Annotated in this window: 16 protein-coding genes; 12 read left to right on the top strand and 4 right to left on the bottom strand. The window is 45.4% G+C overall.

The window, feature by feature from the left end:
* Nucleotides 1-3: 3 nt before the first annotated feature.
* Together DN730_RS14820 and DN730_RS14825 are read right to left on the bottom strand one after the other, a co-directional pair.
* Nucleotides 4-2,040: a putative bifunctional diguanylate cyclase/phosphodiesterase gene (locus tag DN730_RS14820; RefSeq protein WP_158541224.1), complete on the bottom strand. Its 2,037-nt coding sequence runs from the start codon at nucleotides 2,038-2,040 to the stop codon at nucleotides 4-6.
* Between the two features lie 28 nt (nucleotides 2,041-2,068).
* Nucleotides 2,069-2,815, bottom strand: a complete 747-nt coding sequence (locus DN730_RS14825; protein ID WP_115468932.1) for a substrate-binding periplasmic protein — start codon at nucleotides 2,813-2,815, stop codon at nucleotides 2,069-2,071.
* Between the two features lie 206 nt (nucleotides 2,816-3,021).
* Here DN730_RS14825 and DN730_RS14830 point away from each other — a divergent pair, with 206 nt between their 5' ends.
* A complete protein-coding gene (locus DN730_RS14830; protein WP_115468933.1) occupies nucleotides 3,022-3,777 on the top strand; it encodes a sulfite exporter TauE/SafE family protein in 756 nt (251 codons plus the stop codon).
* 48 nt (nucleotides 3,778-3,825) lie between these two features.
* Here DN730_RS14830 and DN730_RS14835 read toward each other — a convergent pair whose 3' ends face one another.
* The gene (locus DN730_RS14835) at nucleotides 3,826-4,665 is read right to left on the bottom strand and encodes an isopenicillin N synthase family dioxygenase (protein ID WP_115468934.1); all 840 of its coding nucleotides are present in this window, start codon (nucleotides 4,663-4,665) and stop codon (nucleotides 3,826-3,828) included.
* 450 nt (nucleotides 4,666-5,115) lie between these two features.
* Between DN730_RS14835 and DN730_RS14840 the strand changes: the two genes are divergently transcribed.
* The 11 genes from DN730_RS14840 to DN730_RS14890 all read left to right on the top strand — a co-directional run bounded on the left by DN730_RS14840 (nucleotide 5,116) and on the right by DN730_RS14890 (nucleotide 13,435).
* On the top strand, nucleotides 5,116-5,682 hold the full coding sequence (locus tag DN730_RS14840) for a YqgE/AlgH family protein (protein WP_115468935.1): 567 nt from the start codon (nucleotides 5,116-5,118) through the stop codon (nucleotides 5,680-5,682).
* A gap of 2 nt (nucleotides 5,683-5,684) precedes the next feature.
* Entirely contained in the window at nucleotides 5,685-6,164 is a 480-nt protein-coding gene (gene ruvX, locus DN730_RS14845; protein WP_115468936.1) for a Holliday junction resolvase RuvX, read from the top strand.
* 9 nt (nucleotides 6,165-6,173) lie between these two features.
* Complete coding sequence (gene pyrR / locus DN730_RS14850; RefSeq protein WP_115468937.1) at nucleotides 6,174-6,671, top strand: bifunctional pyr operon transcriptional regulator/uracil phosphoribosyltransferase PyrR; 498 nt, start codon at nucleotides 6,174-6,176, stop codon at nucleotides 6,669-6,671.
* Nucleotides 6,672-6,861: 190 nt separating this feature from the next.
* Complete coding sequence (locus DN730_RS14855; protein WP_115468938.1) at nucleotides 6,862-7,863, top strand: aspartate carbamoyltransferase catalytic subunit; 1,002 nt, start codon at nucleotides 6,862-6,864, stop codon at nucleotides 7,861-7,863.
* Between the two features lies 1 nt (nucleotide 7,864).
* Complete coding sequence (locus DN730_RS14860; protein WP_115468939.1) at nucleotides 7,865-9,142, top strand: dihydroorotase; 1,278 nt, start codon at nucleotides 7,865-7,867, stop codon at nucleotides 9,140-9,142.
* Nucleotides 9,143-9,258: 116 nt separating this feature from the next.
* Complete coding sequence (locus DN730_RS14865; RefSeq protein WP_115468940.1) at nucleotides 9,259-10,368, top strand: diguanylate cyclase domain-containing protein; 1,110 nt, start codon at nucleotides 9,259-9,261, stop codon at nucleotides 10,366-10,368.
* Nucleotides 10,369-10,391: 23 nt separating this feature from the next.
* Complete coding sequence (locus DN730_RS14870) at nucleotides 10,392-11,090, top strand: YggS family pyridoxal phosphate-dependent enzyme (RefSeq protein ID WP_115468941.1); 699 nt, start codon at nucleotides 10,392-10,394, stop codon at nucleotides 11,088-11,090.
* Nucleotides 11,091-11,122: 32 nt separating this feature from the next.
* The gene (gene proC, locus DN730_RS14875; RefSeq protein ID WP_115468942.1) at nucleotides 11,123-11,944 is read left to right on the top strand and encodes a pyrroline-5-carboxylate reductase; all 822 of its coding nucleotides are present in this window, start codon (nucleotides 11,123-11,125) and stop codon (nucleotides 11,942-11,944) included.
* Between the two features lie 22 nt (nucleotides 11,945-11,966).
* The gene (locus DN730_RS14880) at nucleotides 11,967-12,506 is read left to right on the top strand and encodes a YggT family protein (RefSeq protein ID WP_115468943.1); all 540 of its coding nucleotides are present in this window, start codon (nucleotides 11,967-11,969) and stop codon (nucleotides 12,504-12,506) included.
* Nucleotides 12,507-12,636: 130 nt separating this feature from the next.
* Nucleotides 12,637-13,140 (top strand): pantetheine-phosphate adenylyltransferase, encoded by a 504-nt coding sequence (gene coaD / locus DN730_RS14885; protein ID WP_115468944.1) that lies wholly within the window; start codon nucleotides 12,637-12,639, stop codon nucleotides 13,138-13,140.
* A gap of 43 nt (nucleotides 13,141-13,183) precedes the next feature.
* Complete coding sequence (locus DN730_RS14890; protein WP_115468945.1) at nucleotides 13,184-13,435, top strand: YfhL family 4Fe-4S dicluster ferredoxin; 252 nt, start codon at nucleotides 13,184-13,186, stop codon at nucleotides 13,433-13,435.
* Between the two features lie 61 nt (nucleotides 13,436-13,496).
* On the opposite strand, the gene DN730_RS14895 is transcribed toward DN730_RS14890, so the two are convergent.
* Nucleotides 13,497-14,603, bottom strand: a complete 1,107-nt coding sequence (locus DN730_RS14895) for a potassium channel family protein (RefSeq protein ID WP_115468946.1) — start codon at nucleotides 14,601-14,603, stop codon at nucleotides 13,497-13,499.
* Nucleotides 14,604-14,613: the final 10 nt, after the last annotated feature.

Consider the following 14,613-nt stretch of genomic DNA (forward strand, 5'->3'; position numbering starts at 1 on the left):
AGGTTAAACCGTTGACACAAGCTTTAGAAAGCCATTTTGAGCCGTCAGTAATGAATAAAAAGATGCCGCGGGCTGTGGCCGAGAAAAATAAAAGCCTTGGTAAATTTTGCAGCCATGTTCAGCAAGAATGGCTTCTTGTGCTGATGTTTCTACACCCTCTGCAATGACGGCTAAGCCAAGCTTATCAGCAGTTATGAGGATGACCTCTACCAACGATGCATCATTATTGTTGTGCTCTAAGTCACTGATAAATGAGCGATCAATTTTGAGAATGTTGAGAGGTAGCTGACTGAGATAACGAAGTGATGAGTAGCCCGTACCGAAGTCATCAATGGCAAAGGATATGCCATGCGCCTGCAGAATATTCATCGTTTTGGAAGCGAGACTGAAGTTTTCTATCAGTAAATTTTCTGTGATTTCAAACTCTATGTTGACGCCATCAATGGCATGCTGATCCAAAAGCGCTAGCACCCTTGAAGTAAAGCCGGGTTGCATAAAGTGAGCAGGGCTAATATTGATAGATAATCGCTCAAAACACTCGGGAAGCCCTTTGTTTTGCCACTGGCGCAGTAGCGCTAGGGATCTATCTAGCACCCATGCTTCCAGCGCATCTATTTGACCAGACTCTTCAGCAATAGAGATAAACTCGATCGGAGATATCAATCCCTTTTCTGGATGCTGCCAGCGGAGCAATACTTCCGCCCCAATAATAAAATGCTCAGCGGATACTTGGGGTTGCAGCCATATTTGAAGCTCGTCTTTTGCGATGGCCTGATGAAGCCCCTCTTCAATTTCCCAACGCCAGCGAGCTTGCTGTTGCATACTTTGATCGTAAAACTGGTAATTATTGCGACCTTCTGCTTTGACCCGATATAGAGCCGTATCGGCGCGCCTTAATACCTGATTACTACAGTCAGTGGGCTCAGAAAAGGTAGTGATGCCGATGCTGGTAGAGCAGTGAATCGAGTTACGTTCAATTTTGGTCGGAATGGCGACGGCGTCAATGATCTCCCGAGCGAGGTGTTTTGCTTTTCGGATCGCGGTTTCCTCATCACCTAACTCGGGTAGCAGGAGGACAAATTCGTCGCCTCCAAAACGTGCGCACAGGCTATGCCGGCCAACTAATTTAGATATTCGCTCAGCGATTTCGACGAGTAACTGATCGCCAACATTGTGACCCAAGGAGTCGTTAATGGTTTTAAATCGATCAATATCCAAGTACATAACCGCTCCAACGCCGTTATGCTGGTTAGACGTTTCAAGGCTTTTATCGAGTTCCTCCGTGAGCAGGCGTCGGTTAGCAAGTTGCGTTAACGGATCATAATACGCAAGTGTTAACACTTGCTGTGCGGCGGTATCTTTTTTATGCCAAATCGTGTGGACGTTACGTACTAAATCTCCGAGTTCATCTTCTTTCTGATAGGGAAGCGAGAGGTTTGTTCCCAGACGTTCAAGTTGTTCAACCCATTGTGATATGCGTTGAATTGGCGTGGAGATGAAGCGGTAGAAAATGGCAAACAGGGCGGCACTTAACAACACGGTGGCAAAAAAGCCAGAGATACTTAAAGCTAGCGCGCGATTGGCTAAACCTTCCGCAACGGTTATGGTGTCTAGTTCTACAATAAGCTTAGCGTTGCTAGGCTTACTGCCATCGCTGATTTTAAGGGAGCGTTGGTACTGTGGCGGAATATCTAATAAGTAAAAGCTGAAACTTGCGGTCCACGATAATGGCTTTGGTGTATTGTGTGTTGCCGCCATCAAATCGCCAAAATCATCAAAGATGGTGGCAGCATTAAATAAAGGATCGCTGACCATAAGGTCGGCTACTTCGATTGCTTCTGACACATTAAGGCTGTAAACCGCGCGCTTAATACTAGGTTCGTAGATCGATAAAGATCGCTCAATGTTTTCAAGCTGTTGAGCTCTAACATTCGTTAAATCGATATAGAATTGGGCAAGTGCAGACAAGCCGCCGATTAGAAAAGAGGAGATGAGTATAATCTTCGCCTGCTGAAATGCTATCCGACGCCTTAGTTCCACAGTTAGAATTCCTTTCTCGACTATTTTATTAGAGGTATTTTGCTCGGATAGCCTGATATGTTCCATCTTGCTTGATCATACGAAGTCCAGTGTTAAACTTTTCCAGTATGGTTCGAGACTCAGGGTACTGTTTACTAAGGCATAAATACAGCGGCACGCTTGGCTCTGAAGCAATCGGTGTTATTTTTATATCTTTGCGAACACCTAAGTTCTTCGCGTAGTGCAGCGAAGGGTAAGCTGATGCATACAATATATCAATGTTTCGATAGCGGATCGCTACAATACCACTTTCTAGTGTCGGCGTGACTTCATGTGGGATAGCTTCCGCTGTTAGTTGTTGCTCCATTCCCCAATCTTCGACTGACACAACACTGTAATTTCTGAGGTCTTGCAAATCTTGGATGCCACTGGTGTCTATTTCCTTACGGCTGACTGCGACCCGGGTGCTGATAGTGAGTTCATCGCTAAAAAGCATATAATGTGAGCGTTCGGGTCGACGAGAACAGGATACGGTGCCCAACGCTGAACCATGTTCCATTGACTTCATGATTCGTTTCCAAGGTAATAGAGAAAAAGTCGTTTCGATACCGACTTTGGCAAACGCCGCTTGCGTTGTCTCTACGCCTATTCCGTGGATATCTCCTTCATCTGGGGCAATGATATAAGGTGGGAAGTCAACCACATAGAATTGCAATGTTGAGTCGTCTGCCCAGCTTACCGTGGCAAAAGTTGAGTAGAGTGTTAGTAGTGTTAAGGATAACGCCCGTATCAACACAGAACCTCCGCATCGTTATGTGTTCGCAATAATAAACCGATGAATTGACAAGAAATGTTCACAAAGGTTGAAAATATAACACACATTGCGAGAAACATTAGGGCGTATGTGTTCTTTGTCGCCACTTTTTCATTCTTTTTAATGCCTTCGTTTATTACTCACTGGCACATCAGTGGCTGTGAGTAACTTGAGAAAAAGGGAAGCGTATGGATTTTTCTTGGCTGTGGTTGTTGATCATTGTGGCGATGGGCGCTTATGTTCAAACTGTAACAGGCTTTGGTTTTGGCTTGTTAGTGATGGGCGTGGGCGGAGCTTTAGAGCTTTTATCAATTGCTGAGCTAGCGTTTGTTGCCAGCTCACTAAGCTTTTTTAATGGGCTTTCAGGGTTGTATGGCAATGTTTGGCGTCATGCGCAATTTAAAGCAATCGGCGTCTTTTTAATAACAGCATTACCAATGTCATTGGTAGGGCTTTATTGGCTTGAGCACTTGGGGGCGCATGCGCTCAATGTGCTCCAAGGATTACTTGGGTGTACGATGATTTTAGTCTGTGCGGCCAGTTTGTGGCGCCCTGAGCCTAGGTCAACCCTTTCACCACAGTGGCATTTTGGTGTGTGCGGTGTATTAGCGGGCATATTGAGTGGATTGTTTTCTACGGCGGGCCCTCCGATTTCCTATCTAATGTATCGTCAACCCGTGCCATTGATTGTCATTCGTGCAACCTTGCTAAGCATCTTTCTAGTTTTAGCAGGCTTTCGTTCGGTGACCAGTATTTTTGGTGGGATGATGAACGGCACTATGTTTGCGATAACGGTGCTTGGGGTGCCGTTAGTTCTATTTGGATCCGTGATATCACGCCGTTATTGTTTGACCCTGATAAAACCGGATAAGGTTAGACGAATGGCAATGTGTCTGTTGGTACTGTCTGGTATTAGCTTGCTTTGGAAAGCCATCGCAGCATGATGATCAAAGTATGAGCTTATTAACCATCATGCTGACATAGAGGTGCTATTAAATGACGCCTAATTCCACTAAACGTTCATGTAAGTATGAACCTGCCGTATGTCGTTCCGATAACACAACCTCTGGTCGAGGGTGTAAAAACAACGGCAGTGAAATCCGCGATTTTGTTTTGTCTGTGCCATCAGGATTAATGACGCGATGAGAGGTCGAGGGAAAATAGCCTCCTGAGGCCTCCTGTAGCATGTCACCAATATTGACAATTAAGTTGCCGAAATCACAGGGTACGTCAATCCAAGTGCCGTCTTTGAGTTTGACTTGAAGCCCTGGCTCATTCGCAGCGGGTAGGATTGTGATCAAGTTGATGTCTTCATGTGCCCCCGCGCGAATGGCCCCTAGTTCCTCATCGCCTTTTAATGGTGGGTAATGCAAGACCCGCAATAAAGTTTGATCGCTGTTTTCAATCATTCCTGATAAAGGTTCGGAATAATGCTGCGAGATGTCGTCAGGCGTATGGTGTTCAATCCAGCTAAGGAGTTGCTCGGCAAGCGCATTAGCTTCTTCATAGTACTGGCGTAATTGTGCCTGATGTGTTTCTGGGCATTGTCCCCAAGGGTAAAAATGAAAGTATTCTTTAATGTCTTTCTTGGTATGGCCTTTTGCCGTTTCTGATACCTCAGCAGGAAAATAACCGTCTTGTGTACCTAGGTTATAGCGGTAGTTGTATTTGTCATCAGTATCAAAAAAAGTTTGCCAGTTCTGATAGATGCTAGACACTAATTGCTGGCGAATAGGGTGATTTTTGAGGACGCCGAATCCTGTGTCACGCAGTGATTGAACAAATTCTTGAGGTGCATTTGGGCTTTGAAAATCAACAGCTTCTAGTTTCATAGTAGTTATTCCTAATCTAAATCAGTCAGGGCTAGGTGCATACCTAACCAAATTACGTTTGAGTGCAATGATTTAGGGCTAGGAAGACCAGCCGCTGTGGAAGAAGTAACGCAAATCCACCGTTTCTTCGAGGTAATGCTGGCGCCACACCTCTGAAGCAATGAATTGTTGAAAGCAGTTGAAATTTGTCACAGGCGATTTACACCAAATGATGGTCAGAATGATCTTGCAGTGTAGCGAAAATTGACTGATTGGTAAAATACCTGTTTTTGTCGAATTATTGAAAAATGAAGACGAATTCAGAAAAAACGCTTGTGCCACTAGGCAAATCAACGTGTTGGCCTATACTGGCAACTATGGTCCCCGATATTTGTGTTTTTTTGGTTTAATTTTTGTCGGGGAATTCAGGCGCGAGCTCCTGCGTCGATCTCAAATAGAGGGCGTTATGTTATGACTACATCATTTCAATCGTTAAAGAATCACTTTTTGATCTCTATGCCACATTTGAACGATCCTAATTTCGAGCATACAGTTATTTATCTTTGTGAACACACCGACACAGGTGCGATGGGACTCATCATTAACCGTCCGTCTAAAGTCGACTTTGCTGAGTTGGCTGACCATCTTGGTATGCCAATTGAAGCTCCTAAATTAACTTCTGAACCAATATTTGTCGGAGGGCCTGTTGAGGCAGAGAAGGGTTTTATTCTCCACTCTAACGACAAACATTGGGGCAATACTTTAGAAGTCAGTGATGACGTGTGTCTATCAGCGTCACTGGAAACGTTAGAGCACATTGCCGCCGGTGATGGCCCGAGCCAGTTTCGTATTGCTTTGGGGTGCGCTGGATGGGATGAAGGCCAATTAGAAAGCGAAATTGCCAATAATGATTGGCTGGTATGTGAGGCGGATTTAGACGTATTATTTAATACACCAAGTGAATTGCAGTTTACCGCTGCGACTCAGGTATTGGGTTTAGATATGACTCGATTATCGCCGGATATAGGACATGCTTAATTATGACGAATGCGTCATCTGAAGAACGACTTTCAAACCCCAACACAGCCATCACTGTGTTGGGGTTTGACTTTGGTACGACCCGCATTGGTGTTGCGGTAGGGCAAAGCCTAACGGGACAAGGGCGTCCGCTTAGCCCACTAAAAGCAAATGAAGGGATACCCAATTGGGATCTTATTGCCAAAATCGTCGACGAGTGGCAACCGAGTGCATTCGTCGTCGGTCTGCCCCTCAACATGGATGGTAGTGAAAATGAGATGTGTCAACGGGCGCGCAAGTTTGCTAAACGCCTGCATGGACGGTACAACCGTCCTTACCATATGATGGATGAACGTCTGTCCTCATATGAAGCAAAAGGACAAGTGATTGCCCGAGGTGGCAATCGTAACTTTAAAGAAAATTCCGTTGATGGGTTAGCAGCACAAATGATTCTTGAATCTTGGTTTGCAGAACAGGCTTCTTTCCCAGACGAGTCAAGGTAGCAGTCGATCATGAAGTTGGATTTAAACAAAGCGCTCGCCTCAATGAAGGAGCAAGTCGCTCGCTATTGCGAACAAAAGAACATTGAGAACCCGATTGTTGTAGGCATTCATTCTGGTGGTGTTTGGGTTGCAAACGAGCTGTTGCAATCAGTGCCAACACAAGAGCCGTTAGCAACACTTGATATCTCTTTTTATCGTGATGATTTTACACGCGCAGGACTCAACCCAAAAGTAGGGCAAACACTCTTGCCTGCACTTGAGGATCGTCATGTGATTCTGGTCGATGATGTATTGATGTCTGGTCGGACTGTTCGTGCTGCAATGAACGAGATTTTTGACTTTGGGCGACCTGCCAGTATAACGCTTGCCATTTTATTCGATCTCAATAAACGCGAGCTGCCGATTCGAGCGGATATCATCGGGGAGGCGTTGACTCTAGAAGATAATCAGCGCGTGAAGCTATCAGGCCCTTCGCCTTTGTCTCTTTCTTTGATAGAAACACACTAAATGCGTGGTTTCGCTTTATTTTTTTTGCGGCGCATACGACAATTAATACTTGGATACAGTGGCTCTCTTCGAGATGTGATCTGGCCGAAACAAGTTGAAACCATGCCAGATTGAACCACGAATGCCCGGCTGCAGTCCTGATTGCACCGGGCATTTTCCTATCATACATAGTGATTGAGGAAAGCAAACTATGATGCGATCCGACCCCAGGACGTTACAGTTAAACGAACAAGGTCAATTGAAGCATTTCCTAACTTTGGATGGCTTAAGTAAAGATATTCTGACAGAAATTTTAGATCGAGCAGAATCGTTCCTTTCTATGGGCGAGCAATCTGTTAAAAAAGTACCTCTACTACGAGGTAAAACCGTCGTTAATCTATTTTTCGAAAACTCCACTCGAACCCGTACTACCTTTGAACTTGCTGCTAAGCGACTTTCCGCTGACGTGATCAACTTAAACATTGAAACTTCTGCAACATCTAAAGGTGAATCCTTGATGGACACCTTGCAGAATTTAGAGGCGATGCAAAGTGATATGTTTGTGGTTCGTCATCAAGACAGTGGAGCACCTCATTTTATCGCTGAGCATTGCTCGCCAAATGTCGCCATTATCAACGCAGGCGATGGGCGACATGCCCATCCCACGCAGGCGATGCTTGATATGCTGACCATCCGCCGTAATAAGGGGCAATTTGAGGGGTTAAAGGTTGCAATTGTAGGTGATATTTTGCACTCAAGGGTTGCTAGGTCTGAGCTGCATGCGCTGAAAACGCTAGGCGTCGCAGAGGTTCGCTTGGTAGGGCCCAAAACACTTGTTCCGGAGTATTTTAGTGAATTGGGTGCCACGATATGCCACGATTTGAAAGCTGGGCTCAATGATGTAGATGTTATCGTTATGCTCCGTCTACAAAAAGAGCGCATGGCTGGCGCTTTGCTCCCAAGTGAAAGCGAGTTCTATCGTCTCTATGGTTTAACTGAGGAATCCCTCTCTTGGGCGAAACCTGATGCCATTGTTATGCATCCCGGACCGATTAATCGCGGTGTAGAAATTTCATCAGAAGTGGCAGATGGCGATCATTCGGTGATCCTCAGCCAAGTAACCAATGGCATAGCGGTTCGCATGGCAGTGATGTCTATGGCGATGAGTGGGCAAGTACAAGAGCAGCAAGCGTTAGCAGAAGGTGAAGGCTAAGATGAAACTTCGTATTAGTAATGGTCGTGTCATCGACCCGAGCCAAAATTTGGACGCGGTGACTGATCTGTTTGTTGAAGATCATCGTATCGTTGCGATAGGCGATGCGCCACTAGGTTTTGAAGAAGCAGATGAGGTCGATGCATCAGGCCGCTGGATATTACCCGGTATTGTAGATGTTGCTGTAGCGCTGCGTGAGCCTGGCTATACTCAAAAAGGCTCTATCGCCTCAGAGGGGAGAGCGGCAGTATCCGGCGGCGTTACGACGTTAATTTGTCCTCCCAATACCAAACCGATTGTAGACACGCCTGCGGTCGCAGCATTAATCCAAGATAAAGCTGACGATGCAGGTATGGCGAATGTGTTTCCTATTGGTGCTATTACGCAAGGTTTAGGGGGCGAAACGCTGAGTAACATGGTTGCATTAACCGATGCCGGCTGTGTCGCGCTATCTAATGGTCGTAACAGCTACGCCAATAATAGAGTCCTGTCGCGTGCACTAGAGTATGCGGCAACTCATGACTTATTGGTTGTTTTCCACCCTGATGACCGCAGCCTGTCGGAAGGCGGGTGCGCCCATGAAGGGGTCATGTCGACCATGCATGGTTTGGCAGGCATTCCAGAAACGGCAGAGACCATCGCGCTAATGCGAGATTTACTACTTGTTGAAAAAACAGGGGTTCGGGCTCATTTTGCACGCTTGTCTTGTGCTAAATCGGTGGAGATGATTGCTGACGCCAAAGCATCTGGATTAGATGTGACCTGTGATGTGGCTTTACATAATCTGTTACTGACCGATGAAGTGTTGAAAGAATTTGATGGCCAATATCATGTGTTGCCACCGCTACGCTCAGAAAATGATCGTCTGACCTTGATTGAAGGTCTAAAGGCTGGCGCGATAAATGCAATATGTTCAGATCATCAGCCGCACGAGAAAATGGCAAAGATCGCTCCTTTTGCAGCCACTGAGCCTGGGATGGCAAATGTTGAGGTGTTGTTGCCTTTAGCACTACGCTTGATGGATGAAGGTGATTTACCCTTAGAATTGCTGCTACAAGCACTAACCACGGGACCTGCGGCTTGCTTTGGGTTGGAAGCTGGTTCGTTAGCAGTAGGAAGTTTTGCTGACTTTATCGTGTTTGACAGCACCGTGACGTGGACTTGGGATGCTTCAGAGCGCAAGTCAAAAGGACGCAATTCTGGCTTCAGCGGAGAAGAGCTGACTGGACGTGTGTTGCAAACATATATCTCAGGACAGCTAGTGTATTCACTTAGCTAAGCGTCCAAACACAATATGTATGATAAAATACGGCAATTTGGCATACATCGCGTCAAGGTAAAAGGCGTGGTGTTATGTTGTTTTAGACCAACCAAAGAGTAATTGGTATTAATTCGATGGATAGTAATAAGCAACCAGTGTTAGGAGAGAACTCGGCTGTATTAGCTGAGAATGAGTTGCTTCTACGGCAGAGAGATTTTCTTTTGCAGCTGCGCCTGATGGACAAGGTGCTACTGCAGTCTATCGCTAACAGTGATAACTCTATCAACTTTTGTGACCGTCTTGTGAAACAAGTATGGGCGCTGTTTCCAGCCGTTGTGCGCCCTTGTTTGTTTTGGTGCGATAAAGACCTTACCAGTTGGCGTATTTTGAATTACCTAGATTGGCCAGAATGCTGTTCTTCTGGGGCGGGGGAAGTAGCCCATCCGCCGAAGTCTTTAGTCACGTTTGTTGCCAGCCCATCAAGGCAGTTCGGTTTCGAAAACAATCTGAGTTCGCGTTTAGATTGGGCCGATTGGAGTGATGTTATACAGTCGTACCAGCTAGATGAATGTGCCTTAGTGAGTGTGCAAGATTCTCATGGCGGGTGGTTAACGTTAGGTTTGTTTTCCAGTGAATGTAGTGTCACTGAGGAGGAGCATTTTTACCGTTGGGCTATTGAGCAGGTCTTGCATTCTGTCGATGATTGGGTGCGTGCAATGTTAAATCGACAAAGCATGGATGTTATCTTGCAAGAGACGACGGATAAAGAAACAGGCTTATTACTGCCTCATGCTTTCAATAATGCCATTGATATGATGCTTAAGGATGCTCGTCGGTACTTTCAACGGTTGGCGTTTGTGACGGTTTTTGTCAAAAGTAACGTGGATGTTGCTGAACTCAAGCATTTGTCAGACACGCTAACCAGTACGCTGAGGGATAATGATCTTTTAGCGCGTACGGATGAGCGAGAGTTTGTCATGGCAATGCGCATCGCGCAATTAGACGATGGGTTAATCGTGGCGCGCAAAATAGAGTCCGCGTTATTGGCCGCGGATCCGGCTCAAATTGCGGCGCTTAATGAGGGTGTATCGATAGGTGTATCGTTTTATCCTGAGCAGGCCTCACACAACCGTTTATACATTACGTCTAAAGCGGCAGCTGAAGCGGTTACGGAAAAAACGGGCTATCGCTTAGAGCTTTATGGTCAATTTGTTAAAAATATTGAAGATGCCTACAGCTTGTGATGCTGGATTGAGGGAGGGGAGTAATGTCTATTGCTGAAAACATAGCTCAAGTTAAACAAGACATTAGGCTGAATGAAAAGCGTTTTGAACGAGATATGGATTCTGTTCGATTATTGGCTGTAAGTAAGACGAAACCAATCAGTGATTTAGAAGAAGCTTATCAAGCAGGGCAGCGGTTGTTTGGCGAAAACTATGTTCAAGAAGCAGTAGACAAACACTTACAGCTTGCTGCTTACCAGGATATAGAATGGCATTTTATTGGGCCAATTCAATCGAATAAATCCCGTCAAATAGCGGAAACGATGGCTTGGGTGCATACCATTGATCGTGAAAAAATCGCTCGACGGTTGAGTGAGCAGAGACCATCTCAACTACCGGATCTCAACGTACTGATTCAAGTTAATATCAGTGATGAAGATTCTAAATCCGGCATACGGTTAGAGAACTTAATGCCAATGGTTGAATTGATAAGGTCATTGCCCAATTTACGTTTACGTGGCCTGATGGCAATCCCAGCGCCGCAGGTTACGGAGGCAGATCAAATGCAAGTGTATCAGCCATTGAAACAGGCATTTGAAACCCTGAAAGCCAAAGATCAAGATATTGATACACTTTCTATTGGTATGTCTGGAGATCTTTCAGCGGCCATTGCATCAGGCAGCACAATGGTACGAGTTGGCACCGCCATATTTGGTGAGCGAGCGTATACACACAAAGACTAGTGTGACACTAGTGATATATAGATAGGTGAAGAATGAGTTTGAAGATCGCTTTTGTGGGTGTCGGGAATATGGCATCTGCAATGATAGGTGGTTTGCGCGCAAGCGGCTATGCGAGCGATGCCATTATAGGTACGTCTCGCAATGCAGATAAGCACAAAAGCATTGAAGCTAAACATGGTGTCGCCATGACATCGGATAATAGGCTCGCGGTAGAACAGGCCGATGTCGTGTTCTTGTGCGTAAAACCCAATATGATGCGAGACGTGATACAAGACCTTGTTGACGTGGTAAGACAAGATCAGCTATTTATTTCGGTGGCGGCAGGCATTGAACTTAAATCTTTAGCTGCTTGGTTAACTAAACCGGTTGCCATTATTCGATCAATGCCCAATACACCTTCTTTGGTGGGGTGTGGTATGTCTGGGCTTATTGCAAACGAATTCGTCAGTGATTCTCAAAAACAATGGGTATCAGATGTTTTTGACAGTTTTGGCAGTCATGCATGGGTACAGGAAGAAGAGCAAATGCACACGGTGACAGCATTATCAGGTAGTGCGCCAGCTTACTTTTTTCGAGTCTTAGAAGTAATGATTGAAGCAGGCCAGACGCAAGGTCTAGATGCCGCCACAAGCCGCAAGCTAGCTACTCAAGCGATGAAGGGGGCGGCTGCAATGGTAGAAGAACTCGATGATGACATTGCAGTATTGCGTCGCAATATTACCTCGCCAAATGGAACGACCCAAGCGGCGTTAGAAACACTAGAAGAGAACGGCATTAAAGCGCTTTTTAGTTCCGCTGTTGATGCCTGTTCAAACCGATCTAAAGAGCTTGGAAAAGAGTTTGCAAGCGAATAATGACTTAAGGTAGAGAATAAGCATGGGTGATCCACTAATTCTAGTAGTAAAAACGCTAGGTAATTTGTATCTATTTATTGTGTTGTTGCGGTTAGTCTTACAATTGAGTCGAGCCGATTTTTATAACCCGATTAGTCAAGCTGTTGTGAAAGCGACGAGTCCGCTAGTGCGACCTATTCGCAAGGTGATTCCTTCTATTGGCCGAGTGGATACCTCGTCCGTTGTGCTGGCATTGTTGGTGCAATTTGTTACGTTGCTGATAATGATGTCGATAGTTGGCTATCAATTAGCACCTTTGGAATATGGCATTCGCACCGTCGCTGGAGTCGCATACCACCTTTTGGATCTTTATTTTTGGGCAATGTTGATCTCTGTGATTTTAAGCTGGGTCGCGCCAGGGGCTAGTCACCCAGGAGCGATGTTGGTTGCGCAAATATGTGAGCCTTTGTATCGTACCTGTCATAGAGTCATCCCTTCGCTGGGTGGTCTAGATTTGTCACCGATTTTTATCTTTTTAGGCATTACGGTGTTAAAGCAATTCTTGTCACCTTTTGTAATTTAAAGAAAGGAATGTATTCGGTGTGCATGTGCCTATTTGAGAACATTTGATTATTCTTATATGATGCGCAGCCGAAAGGTCAGTTAAGAATCTTCAGGTTCTGAAAACTAATACTAAAAATTGGACTAGAGCTATGAGTACAATCGCAGTTTACCCTGGCACTTTTGACCCGATAACGAATGGTCACACAGATCTTGTGGAGCGTGCAGCTAAACTGTTTCCGAAGGTTATTGTTGCTGTCGCTGCAAGCCCAAAGAAGCGCCCTGTATTGGCTCACGATGTTCGTATCCGATTAGCTGAAGAAGTACTGGGTCACTTAGATAATGTGGAAGTGCTGGGCTTTGATAATTTATTAACTGAGTTTACTCGCTCAGTAAACGGGCAAGTCGTGGTTCGCGGATTGCGTGCAGTATCGGATTTCGAATACGAATTCCAGCTGGCAAATATGAACCGCGTGATTGCACCGGATGTTGAAAGCTTGTTTTTGACGCCATCTGAAAAACACTCGTATATTTCTTCCACACTGGTGCGAGAAATTGCGTCGTTGGATGGCAACTTCGGTATGTTTGTTCACCCGAAAGTTAAGCATGTGTTAACAGAACACTATAAAGCCGCGGCAGCAGCCAAGCGTTCTTGATCTTATCTGCCTAGTTGGCATTTGATTTATTAGGAGAGCAACGATGTCTCTAATTATTACCGATGAATGCATTAACTGCGATGTATGTGAGCCTGAGTGTCCCAATGAGGCAATCAGTCAAGGCGAAGAGATCTATGTGATCGACCCAAGTAAATGTACAGAGTGTGTGGGGCACTATGATGAGCCTCAATGTCAACAGGTATGCCCAGTCGACTGTATACCCTTGGATCCTAATCACAAGGAATCCGAAGAGCAGTTGATGGAAAAGTACCTAGTATTAACCGGCCAACTTTAAAAAAAAGCCAGAGTCTAAGATTCTGGCTTTTTTGTTTATGTCGCTCCTTCCTCGATAGCCATTAATGCTCAGCAAATAATTTTTGAATCTCCAATGGCGCGGGCGTTTTTTGTTCTTCCCCAACGAGTACAATTAGAGCATTGATATCGACTCGATTTTGCGACGCTGGATGCGTGACAATTTTGCCAGTTGGATCCTCATAGCCGATGGCTGTCCCAATTCCTTTTTGAATCAATGTTGTGACAATGTCTGACCAGCGGACATGCTTCAGAATCACATTTATACGTACCGTGTGGTCGCCTTGATAACGAAATAGATCCTCTAAAACCTGCTCAGTGCCGGGAGCGATTAATGACCGAACCAGCATTTCTGGGTAGGCTCGAATCGGCCGTATCACAGCCTTCGCTCCTGCAGCACGAAAGCGCTCTCGATTATTGTCGTCTATGGCTTCTGCTAGTATAAACGCATCGGACCCCGTTTCTTTAATACGATGGAGGATATCAAACACCAAGCTGTCACTGTGCGGGTCTAGGCTATCTGGGGATAGTACGACGATATACTTAGCGCTTCCTATACTCGCAGTGCTCAGCATGCCTGAGGTTGTAGCGTCTCCTGTATGATGTACAACACCTTTTGAGCGCAGGCTCTCAGGTAATCCTTCTGGGAATTTAGGTGTTAATAATTGAATCGGTACATCACTTAACTCTGGAGTATTGCAGACTTGTTGTACAAGCAAATCTAAGTAACGTTCGGTGTTGGTGGTTGGGGTATTAATGATTAATAAATGATCTTGCATATCACTCCACTCCATGCGCCCTTTCAGTTTCATTTCTTTGCGCATTAATCTTAGTTCCACATAGTCACTCGCGATTTGCGCCAGTAGCGTAATGCCCATGCCGTAGATAAGGACTATGGTTGTAAACTGTCCCCAAAATGTGGCTGCAGAAATATCGCCATAACCGGTCGTACTGGCTGAGGTCATAGTCAGCCAAAATGCTTGCCACCAGTCTAAATCTTCGAAATACACCATTGCGATGCTATGTAGGGCGACCACGACCGCAAGCAACGTAAAACGACGGCGTAAATCTTTCATTGCGTGTAAATGCACTTGCTTTCGAAAGCGCTGGCGCGAGCGAACACGCCGAGTCATGAATTTTGCTAGTACCATGATATTGTCC

The organism is Marinomonas piezotolerans, from assembly GCF_003362755.1.
Lineage (GTDB): Bacteria > Pseudomonadota > Gammaproteobacteria > Pseudomonadales > Marinomonadaceae > Marinomonas > Marinomonas piezotolerans.

Coding starts and splice junctions, on each gene's coding strand:
- DN730_RS14830 (WP_115468933.1), top strand. CDS start 3,022: ATGGATTTTTCTTGGCTGTGGTTGTTGATCATTGTGGCGATGGGCGCT.
- DN730_RS14835 (WP_115468934.1), bottom strand. CDS start 4,665: ATGAAACTAGAAGCTGTTGATTTTCAAAGCCCAAATGCACCTCAAGAA.
- DN730_RS14840 (WP_115468935.1), top strand. CDS start 5,116: ATGACTACATCATTTCAATCGTTAAAGAATCACTTTTTGATCTCTATG.
- ruvX (WP_115468936.1), top strand. CDS start 5,685: ATGACGAATGCGTCATCTGAAGAACGACTTTCAAACCCCAACACAGCC.
- pyrR (WP_115468937.1), top strand. CDS start 6,174: ATGAAGTTGGATTTAAACAAAGCGCTCGCCTCAATGAAGGAGCAAGTC.
- DN730_RS14855 (WP_115468938.1), top strand. CDS start 6,862: ATGATGCGATCCGACCCCAGGACGTTACAGTTAAACGAACAAGGTCAA.
- DN730_RS14860 (WP_115468939.1), top strand. CDS start 7,865: ATGAAACTTCGTATTAGTAATGGTCGTGTCATCGACCCGAGCCAAAAT.
- DN730_RS14865 (WP_115468940.1), top strand. CDS start 9,259: ATGGATAGTAATAAGCAACCAGTGTTAGGAGAGAACTCGGCTGTATTA.
- DN730_RS14870 (WP_115468941.1), top strand. CDS start 10,392: ATGTCTATTGCTGAAAACATAGCTCAAGTTAAACAAGACATTAGGCTG.
- proC (WP_115468942.1), top strand. CDS start 11,123: ATGAGTTTGAAGATCGCTTTTGTGGGTGTCGGGAATATGGCATCTGCA.
- DN730_RS14880 (WP_115468943.1), top strand. CDS start 11,967: ATGGGTGATCCACTAATTCTAGTAGTAAAAACGCTAGGTAATTTGTAT.
- coaD (WP_115468944.1), top strand. CDS start 12,637: ATGAGTACAATCGCAGTTTACCCTGGCACTTTTGACCCGATAACGAAT.
- DN730_RS14890 (WP_115468945.1), top strand. CDS start 13,184: ATGTCTCTAATTATTACCGATGAATGCATTAACTGCGATGTATGTGAG.
- DN730_RS14895 (WP_115468946.1), bottom strand. CDS start 14,603: ATGGTACTAGCAAAATTCATGACTCGGCGTGTTCGCTCGCGCCAGCGC.